Here is an 8,790-nt window from a genome sequence, read left to right on the forward strand (position 1 = left end):
GCGCTGACCCTGATGGCGAAGGAGCGCGGCGGGATTCCGCTGGTGCAGCAGGTGCTGTTCTACCCGGTGACGGACGCGAACTTCGACACCGGCTCCTACCACCAGTTCGCCACCGGCTACTTCCTGCGCCGCGACGGCATGCAGTGGTTCTGGGACCAGTACACCACCGACGAGGCCGAGCGGGCCCCAGTTCACCGCCTCCCCGCTGCGCGCCACCATCGAGCAGCTCAAGGGCCTGCCCCCGGCCCTGGTCATCACCGGCGAGGCCGACGTGTTGCGGGAGAGGGAGAGGCCTACGCCAACAAGCTGCGCCAGGCCGGAGTTCCGGTCACCGCCGTGCGATTCCAGGGCATCATCCACGACTTCGTCATGCTCAACGCCCTGCGCGAGACCCACGCGGCCCAGGCCGCGATCGCCCAGGCCATCGCCACCCTGCGCGCCGCACTCGGCACGGCGTGACCCGCGGGGCCGACGGGGGCAGGTAGAGCGCCGGCATGCTGGTCTCGGCGTGCTCCTTGTCGGGCTGGTCAGGGCCCCGTCCTTGCCAGCAGCCACACACGGTGCATGGGGTCACGAGCGTCGCACGGATCGGGGCACTCGTCAGGGTCAGGTTTCCCGATCATCGGGTTTCGCGCGTCTTGGTCCACGACACCAGCCTGCGCTTTCGGCTCCGGTGTCACCGTGTGTGGTCGCCAGGGGCGTATCGGCTCCAGTGCTCGGTGGTCAACCGCTGTCGTCGACTCGGGCGTTCGGGCGTGGCCCGGCGTTGCGGAGATTGTGTTCGACGAGGCCGGCCTGATCGACGGTGGCGGTGTAGCGCAGGGCCGCACCGACGGTCAGGCCGAACAGATCGCAGATCCGGCGAGGATCGCCGCCGGTGGCCTCGGCCTCGTGAAGGAGGCGGTCCTCGCGGAGCCGGCGGGCGGGGATGCCGAGCACGTCGTTGATCCAGACGTGGCTGACGGGTTCCACGCCGCAGGCCGTGGTCTGGGAGAGGAACAGGTGGGGGTTGGCGGTGCGGGGCCACCGGCTGTTGCGGTAGTCCAGGTAGGTCGCGAGTCGGTCGCGTACGGCGTCGGCGAGCAGGACGGTGCGGTTGGCCAGGAAGAGCCTGCCGTCGCGCAGGTCCGTGGTCAGGACGGTGCGTAGTTCCCCTGAGGTGAGTGCGTGGAAGATGACCAGCGCTGAGAGGGCTGCCTTCGAGCCGCCTGGTCCTGGAGGACCTGGCGGAGGTCGGTGGGATGCGGTCGTCGTCGAGCATGTCGAGCTGGGACAGCAGCTTCAGTAGGGGCCTGGCCCGCAGCTGCAGGTCTCGCAGGAGCAGGACATCGGACGCCCGGAACGGGGCACCGGGAGTGTCCTGGAGGGCCAAGAGGACGCGCAGGCCGCGGTCCAGGCCCCATGCGGTGCAGTACTCCAGCCCGTGCCGTCGCGCGTAGTCGTCGGCCGCGGCCTTCAGCGCCGCCACCACCTCGGGCGCATCCGCCTCGGGGTACCCGTGCTGCTGCCCGCGCCGTAGGTCCCGGCCGTGCGGCGGGAAAAGCACCAGCTGCCGATGCCTCACCGGCAGCAGCGGAGGCGGGGGCATCACAGGCGGCTCGGAGCGGCGGCGGGTCGGCCCCGGCGTCATCAGCCGGACGCGCCGTTCCATGCCGGCGAAGTACAGCTGCTGCCCGTGCCGGTTCGCCTCCTCCAGCGCCATGGCGTAGTGAGGGCGCCGCAGTAACTGAGCCTGCTTGGTGCACAGACGGCAGGCGCCATCGCGCAGGCACAGCTCCCTGCCGCAGACCTGGCACGGACCGGAGCCGGGATTGAGCCGGCGCCAGCCTCGGCAGCCCAGGCACATTCCGCCGTAGCGCCGCAGCATCCCCCAGGCGAAGCAGTCCGGGCAGGACGCCGGGCGCTCTGCTGACGAACCGCGGTAACAGTTACGGCACTTGTGGGCTGACCAGTAGTCCTCGGTCGAACCGCACTGACGGCACGGTGGCGGGTCGCACGGCTGCGGCGTCGAGCAACCGCTCCCGGGGGGACGCCTTGTCTGTCGTGGCCACACGGCGAGGCTACCGCGTGGAAGCACCAGGAAACCGATCGGTGTATCGATGGAACCCTCGTGACAGCATGGGTGAACAAGCGCTTAGATAGGTGCCGGTTCCGATTCACCGCACCGCCGGAGGCCCGGTTGTTCACTTCCGTCGACGATGTCTCCGCACGCCTCGCCGAGACCGGCTATCTGGCCTCACCTGCGGTCGCCACCGCCGTGTTCCTCGCCGACCGGCTCGGCAAGCCGCTGCTCGTGGAGGGTCCGGCGGGCGTCGGCAAGACGGAACTCGCCAAAGCCGTCGCACAGGTGGCCGGGGCCCAACTCGTGCGGCTCCAGTGCTACGAGGGTGTCGACGAGTCACGGGCGCTGTACGAGTGGAACCACGCCAAGCAGCTCCTGCGCATCACCGCCGGCCGCGACGAGACCTGGGACGAGACCCGCACGGGCATCTTCAGCGAGGAGTTCCTGCTCGCCCGCCCGCTGTTGACCGCCATCCGGGGCGACGACCCCAAGGTGCTGCTGATCGACGAGACCGACAAGGCGGACGTCGAGGTGGAGGGCCTGCTCCTCGAGGTGCTCAGCGACTTCCAGGTCACCGTCCCGGAGCTGGGCACGATCACCGCGACGCGCCGTCCCTTCGTCGTCCTCACCTCCAACGCGACCCGTGAGCTGTCCGAAGCGCTGCGCCGCCGCTGCCTGTTCCTCCACATCGGCTTCCCCGAGGAGGAGCTGGAACGGCGGATCGTCCGGCTGAAGGTCCCCGGGATCGACGCGGCGCTGACCGAGTCCCTGGTCCGGGTGGTCGGCGCCCTGCGCGCGATGGACCTGCGGAAGGTGCCGTCGGTCGCCGAGACCGTCGACTGGGCGCGCACCCTGCTCGCGCTCGGCGCCGACAGGCTCGACGAGAGCGTCGTACGGGACACCCTGGGCGTCCTCCTCAAGCATCAGGACGACGTCCTCAAGGCGGGGGCCAAGCTGGACCTGGACGCCGTATGACAACCGAGCCGTCGGATGTCGCGTCCCGGCTGACGGGGTTCGTCGCCGCACTCCGCGCGCACGGCGTGCGGGTCGGCACCGGCGAGACCGTGGACGCGGCCCGGGCGGTGGAGGCCCTGGGGTTCGCGGACCGTGAGCTGCTGCGCGAAGGCCTGGCGGCGACGCTGCTGCACACCACGGGCCAACGGCAGGTGTTCGACCCGGTCTTCGACCTGTACTTCCCGCGCGGCGTCGGCGCGCCCGAGGCCGGTACGGCGGACCGGGACGAACTGCGCGACCGGATTGCGGCAGCCCTCGCCGCGGGCGACTCCGTGCTGCTGGGCCGGCTTGCGGCCGAGGCCGTCGACGGCTTCGGCGGATACGGGAGTTCGCCGGCGTCCGACGGCTGGTCGTCGTACCAGACGCTGGACCGGATCCGCCCGCAGACGCTGCTCGCACGGGTCCGCGACAGCGTGCGGGCGCGGTCAGGTGATGCGGGCTTCACCGACCGGCTGCTGGACGACGAGATCCGGCGGCGCATCGAGGCCTTCCGCGGGCAGGTGGCCGCGGAGGCGCGGCGCCGGGTCGCCGAGCGGCGTGGCCGGGAGGAGATCGCCCGGCGGGCGGTTGCACCCACCGCCGACCGGGTCGACTTCCTGTACGCCGGGAGGGACCGGCTGGCCGAGCTGCGTCGGACCGTTTCGCCGCTGGCCCGCAAGCTCGCCACCCGCCTGGCCGCTCGTCGGCGTCGTGCCGCGCGGGGCAGCATCGACCTGCGGCGGACCCTGCGCGGATCGTTGTCGACGGGCGGAGTGCCGATGCGGCCGGTGCTGCGCCGACGCCGTCCGGTCCGGCCCGAACTGGTGCTGCTGTGCGATGTGTCGGGCTCGGTGTCCGGCTTCTCGGACTTCACGATGCTGCTGGTGCAGGCGCTGCACGACCAGTTCAGCAAGCTGCGGGTGTTCGCGTTCGTCAACCGCATCGACGAGGTGACAGGGCTGTTGGTGCACGGCGCCGCCGACTCCGAGGGACTGGGCGCCCGTATCCGGTCCGAGGCGAGGCTCACGGGCTGGCACGGCAGCAGCGACTACGGCGTCGCGCTGGGCGAGTTCGCGGAACGGTACGGCGACGCGGTGGGCCCGCGGACGACCGTGTTCGTGCTCGGGGACGCCCGTACGAACATGAGCGACCCGAACCTGGCAGCCGTACGGCAGATCGCCGCGTCTACTGGTTGAACCCCGAGCCGCGCCCCCAGTGGGGCACCGGCGACTCCGCCGCCCCGGCCTACGCCGATCTGGTCGAGATGCACGAGTGCCGCAATGCGCAGCAGCTCAGCACGCTGATCGCCCGCCTGCTGCCGGTCTGATCAGGCGGCAAGCTGGGGGTACAGCGCCGCGAGGTCGGCCGACAGCCCCGCCTTGACCTGGCGTGAGATGTCGTCGGCCAGGACTTCGAACGCACCGGACTCGATGCCGTCGAGGGCCTGGGCGGCCACGCTCTCGGGTGTGGACTTCGGCGCGTCGACAGCGGCGGTCATGTCCGTGTCGACGTATCCGACGTGCAGACCGGTGACGTCGATACCGCGCGGTGTGAGGTCGAGGCGCAGGGAGTTGGTCTGCGACCAGAAGGCGGCCTTGGAGGCGCTGTAGGAGCCGGCGAGCCCGATCCAGGACAGCACCGAGTGGACGTTGAGAATGTGGCCGCCGCCGTTGCGTTCCAGGACCGGGACGAAGGCACGGGTGACGAGGAGCGGTCCGTAGAAGTTGGTCTCGAACTCGCGGCGGACGTCCTCCACGGGCGAGTCGAGGAAGTTCGCGTTCACCGCGGCACCCGCGTTGTTGATCAGGATCGTGACGTCCTGTGCCTGTGCCGCGGCGGCCGCCACCGAGGCCGGGTCGCTCACCTCCAGAGCGAGCGGTACGGCGTCGGGGTGCGTGACCGTGCGAGGGTCGCGTGCGGTGGCGTACACCTTCTTCGCGCCGCGCTCGTACAGCGCAGCCACCAGCGCCCTGCCGATGCCGCGGCTGCCTCCGGTGACGAGGGCGACGGAGCCTTGGAGGGTTGTCATGGGGGTCTCCTGACCTTCCGGATCGGCAAGAAAACCGATCGGTTTTACCTGTCACCTCCGACAGTAAACCGATCGGTTTCGATCAGGCAAGCGCGCAGGCTGCGTGAGACGGGCCTGCGCGGTTCACCCCCTGTTGGGTTCGGCTAGCTTTCCGAGGACTTCGCGTACTCCTTCGCCATGGCACCCGCGAAGTCGTACGCCACGACCTGCTCGTCTCCCACGACCCAGGCGTCATGTCCAGCCCCGCAGACGAAGACGTCGCCGGGGCCGACCTCGCCCTCGGCGCCGTCGTCCATACGGATCCGCAGACGGCCCTGAACGATGTAGCCGTTGTGGTGGATCTGGCAGGAGTCGGTCCCCGCGAGGGGGGCGATGGACTCCGACCAGCGCCAGCCCGGCTCGAAGGTGGCCACCGCGAAGTCGAGTCCCGTGAGGTGGACGGCTTCCAGGTGGCCGTGCGGGAAGTCGCGCCGCTCGTCCGGCTTGTCGAGCGTCTTCACCTCGAACATGAGGGTCCTCCTTTCCGGCCGCGCCCGTTGCGGCCGGGGCCGGTCTCCGTCTCCCGCTCCCGTGGGTCGTGAGCGGAACCGGCGGGGCCGAGCCCCTCCCCTTCATCGTCCGCCCGTACGACCCCTGCCTGCCACCCCTCACTCGCCTCCCGCGCAGAGCCGCGCGAAGCGGTCGGCGTCGACGTTGCCACCGGAGACGATCACGCCGATCCGGCGCGGGAGCCTGTCCATCCGGCCGGAGAGCAGGGCGGCCAACGGCGTGGCGCCGCTCGGCTCGACGACGATCTTCAGCCGCTCGAAGGCGAAGCGCATCGCGCCCCGGATCTCGTCGTCGCTGACCAGCTCGATCCCGTCGACGAGCCGCCGGTTCACGGAGAAGGTCAGCTCACCGGGCGTGTGCAGCGCCTGCCCGTCGGCGATGGTGCGCGGCACCGGAACGGCGACCCGGTGGCCTGCCTCGAAGGACCGCTTGGTGTCGTCGCCGGCCTCCGGCTCGATGCCGATCACACGGATACCGGGATGCATTCCCTTGGCCACGGTGGCGCTCCCGGCGATCAGCCCGCCGCCGCCGACCGGCGTGATCAGTGCATCCAACTCCCCTACATCTTCGAGGAGTTCGAGCGCCGCGGTGCCCTGCCCGGCGATCACGTGGGGATGCTCGTACGGCGGGATGACGGTGAGACCCCGCTCGGCGGCCAGCGCTTCGGCGATGGCGACCCGGTCGCCGGTGTAGCGGTCGTACGTGACGATCTCGGCGCCGTAGCCGAGGGTGGCGTCCCGCTTGGAGGGCGGGGCGTCCTCGGGCATGACGATCACCGCGGTGGTGCCCAGTTCACGGGCGGCGAGGGCGACGGCCTGGGCGTGGTTGCCGGACGAGTAGGCGGCGATGCCGCGGGCCAGCTGTTCGGGCGTGAGCCGGGAGGCGGTGTTGTAGGCGCCGCGGAACTTGAAGGCGCCCACGCGCTGGAAGTTCTCGCACTTGAGGAAGACCTCGGCGCCGACGAGCGCGTCCAGGGTCCGGGAGCGCAGCACCGGCGTGCGGTGGGCGACGCCCTTGAGCCGGGCGGCGGCGTCCCGCACGTCGTCGATCGTGACGGGCGGAGTGGTGGTCGTCACTGGTTGTCCCCCTTGGACGTCGGGTCGGTGGCGGCTCTGGCCTGGGAGAGGTAGCTGTAGGCGGAGGCACGGGAGATGCCGAGGCGGGCGGCGACCTGCTCGACCGCGCGGCGCACCGCGAACACGCCGTGTTCGTCCAGGCTGCGGAAGAACTCGAGGCGCTCGGTGCGGTCGAGGCCGGCCCACGTCTGGTGCTGCCGGAGCTGGTGGGCGTCGAGGATGGCGTCGACGACCGAGTCGATGTCGTTGCCGAAGGTGGTGACCGGCGCCGGTCCCGGATCGCCGCCGATGCCGGCGAGAGCGCCGAGCAGCGCGTGGGCCTGCCGGACCGCGCCGGCGTCCACGTTGACGCACAGGGCTCCGAACACCGCTCCCGCGGAGTCGCGCAGCACCATCGTGGACGACTTGAGCAGCTGCCCGGTCCCGGTCCGCGTGACGTAGTTCAGTTCGTCGCGCGCCGCGTCGCCGTGGGCGAGCACCCGCATGCCGATCTCACTCATCGCCCCGCCCACCGCCCGCCCGGTGACCGAACCGGCGACCGCGACCACCGACTTCTCCGGCTGCCGGTAGTCGTGCAGCACGACCTCGCACACGGGCCCGAAGGTCGCCGCGATGCCATGAACCACCGGGATGAGGGCGCTGATGATCGCGTCCCGCTCGGCGTCCGGGTCGGGTTCGACCACACCACACTCCCTTGGACTGAAAATCCAACACTGGACTCACAGTCTAACCCGAGATTTCGGGAGGAGGGCAACGGCAATGGCCGGAAAACGCCGTGACTCGCGCGAGGCAAGCCCCCCAACCCCGCAGCATGAGCGGCAAGTTCGCCTACGTTGGTGATCTGATCACCACCACCAAACTGCAGGAGGCTCTGCCGTGTCGGACTCCAACCCCGAGATCATCGCTGCCGCGCAGACGCGTACCCGGATCGACACGTCCAAGCCGCATTCGGCCCGCTTCTGGAACTACTTCGTCGGCGGCAAGGACAACTACGAGGTCGACCGGGAGATCGGGGACCACATCAAGGAGATCTTCCCCGGCCTCGTCGACGTGGCGGTCACGAGCCGGCACTTCCTGGGGCGGGCCGTCCGCCACCTGGCCGGAGAGCAGGGCGTCCGGCAGTTCCTGGACATAGGCACCGGGCTTCCGACCGCCGACAACACGCACGAGGTGGCGCAGCGCGTCGCCCCGGACTCCCGCATCGTGTACGTCGACAACGACCCCATCGTGCTGACACACGCCCACGCCCTGCTCACGAGCACACCCGAAGGCAGGACGGCCTATCTGGACGCCGATCTGTACGACCCCGAGGCCGTCCTCAAGGCCGCCGAGGGCACACTCGACTTCTCCCGGCCGATCGCCCTGATGATCCTCAACACGCTGGGCCATGTCGCCGACTACGACCAGGCGCGCGACCTGGTGCGCCGGCTCATGGCGGGACTCCCGTCGGGAAGTCATCTGGTCATCAGCGACAGCACGTCCACCAGCGAAGGCATGATCGCCGCGTCGGAGGCGTACAACGCGAGCGGCGCAGTGCCGTACTACGTGCGCAGCGTCGAGGAGATCGCCGGCTACTTCGACGGGCTCGAACTGGTGGAGCCCGGCGTCGTCCAGGTTCCCGAGTGGCGCCCGGACTCCTCGGCCCCGGCCCAGCCCGTCGACGCGTACTGCGGGGTGGGACGCCGGCTGTAGGGGCCCGGATTCGCCGTCAGGATCCGGATTCGGCCATGTTCGCGGTGCCGCGCCCCGTCGGCGTCCGGTCGGTCAGGTCGTGTCAGAGCGCAGGCGGTGGCACACGTCGTCGACGGAAACACCGAGGTGCGCAGACTCGACCTGACCGAGCTGATCGACTTGCCGGACCCTCTCGGGTTGTCCAGGCTGCTGCTTGTCGGCCACCGAGTCGCCGGCGAAGTGTGACGCGCACTCACCCAGAATTGAGGCGCCATGAAGCATATGGAAACCGAGGCACCCCCGACCGGCCAGTCACCGCCTGATGTCTCCCGGGTTGATATCACTCTCACCGTCAACGGCACAGCTCATCGGCTGGAGATCGACTCGCGTGTGACGCTGCTCGATGCGCT

The 8,790-nt window shown here is 70.3% G+C and carries 9 protein-coding genes and 1 pseudogene; 5 read left to right on the plus strand and 5 right to left on the minus strand.

The window, feature by feature from the left end:
- Positions 1–459 (plus strand): alpha/beta hydrolase fold domain-containing protein (locus tag ACTWQJ_RS39620; protein WP_443311280.1); only part of this gene is annotated, 459 nt, incomplete at its 5' end.
- 264 nt (positions 460–723) lie between these two features.
- Here the strand turns inward: ACTWQJ_RS39620 and ACTWQJ_RS39625 are convergent.
- Positions 724–972, minus strand: coding sequence for a hypothetical protein (locus tag ACTWQJ_RS39625; RefSeq protein ID WP_443311281.1), 249 nt, complete (start codon positions 970–972; stop codon positions 724–726).
- 1,207 nt (positions 973–2,179) lie between these two features.
- Here ACTWQJ_RS39625 and ACTWQJ_RS39630 point away from each other — a divergent pair.
- Positions 2,180–3,037: an AAA family ATPase gene (locus ACTWQJ_RS39630; protein WP_443311283.1), complete on the plus strand. Its 858-nt coding sequence runs from the start codon at positions 2,180–2,182 to the stop codon at positions 3,035–3,037.
- Positions 3,034–4,382: pseudogene (locus tag ACTWQJ_RS39635) on the plus strand (VWA domain-containing protein). The gene ACTWQJ_RS39630 and the pseudogene ACTWQJ_RS39635 overlap by 4 nt, the downstream one beginning before the upstream one ends.
- Here ACTWQJ_RS39635 and ACTWQJ_RS39640 read toward each other — a convergent pair.
- The 4 genes from ACTWQJ_RS39640 to ACTWQJ_RS39655 all read right to left on the minus strand — a co-directional run bounded on the left by ACTWQJ_RS39640 (position 4,383) and on the right by ACTWQJ_RS39655 (position 7,392).
- Positions 4,383–5,084: an SDR family oxidoreductase gene (locus ACTWQJ_RS39640; protein WP_443311284.1), complete on the minus strand. Its 702-nt coding sequence runs from the start codon at positions 5,082–5,084 to the stop codon at positions 4,383–4,385.
- 143 nt (positions 5,085–5,227) lie between these two features.
- Entirely contained in the window at positions 5,228–5,593 is a 366-nt protein-coding gene (locus ACTWQJ_RS39645; RefSeq protein WP_443311285.1) for a cupin domain-containing protein, read from the minus strand.
- A 138-nt stretch (positions 5,594–5,731) separates the two neighbouring features.
- Entirely contained in the window at positions 5,732–6,709 is a 978-nt protein-coding gene (locus tag ACTWQJ_RS39650; RefSeq protein WP_443311286.1) for a threo-3-hydroxy-L-aspartate ammonia-lyase, read from the minus strand.
- On the minus strand, positions 6,706–7,392 hold the full coding sequence (locus ACTWQJ_RS39655; RefSeq protein ID WP_443311287.1) for a helix-turn-helix transcriptional regulator: 687 nt from the start codon (positions 7,390–7,392) through the stop codon (positions 6,706–6,708). The genes ACTWQJ_RS39650 and ACTWQJ_RS39655 overlap by 4 nt, the downstream gene beginning before the upstream one ends.
- Before the next feature lie 193 nt (positions 7,393–7,585).
- Here ACTWQJ_RS39655 and ACTWQJ_RS39660 point away from each other — a divergent pair, with 193 nt between their 5' ends.
- Both ACTWQJ_RS39660 and ACTWQJ_RS39665 read left to right on the plus strand, forming a co-directional pair.
- Complete coding sequence (locus tag ACTWQJ_RS39660; protein ID WP_443311288.1) at positions 7,586–8,401, plus strand: SAM-dependent methyltransferase; 816 nt, start codon at positions 7,586–7,588, stop codon at positions 8,399–8,401.
- A gap of 96 nt (positions 8,402–8,497) precedes the next feature.
- Entirely contained in the window at positions 8,498–8,626 is a 129-nt protein-coding gene (locus ACTWQJ_RS39665; RefSeq protein WP_443311289.1) for a hypothetical protein, read from the plus strand.
- Positions 8,627–8,790 lie beyond the last annotated feature (164 nt).

The organism is Streptomyces sp. KR55 (assembly GCF_052245645.1).
Classification (GTDB): domain Bacteria; phylum Actinomycetota; class Actinomycetes; order Streptomycetales; family Streptomycetaceae; genus Streptomyces; species Streptomyces flavusporus.

Bases quoted from the DNA above. Each gene is read 5' to 3' on its own strand.
- ACTWQJ_RS39645 (WP_443311285.1), bottom strand. From the start codon at position 5,593: ATGTTCGAGGTGAAGACGCTCGACAAGCCGGACGAGCGGCGCGACTTC.
- ACTWQJ_RS39640 (WP_443311284.1), bottom strand. From the start codon at position 5,084: ATGACAACCCTCCAAGGCTCCGTCGCCCTCGTCACCGGAGGCAGCCGC.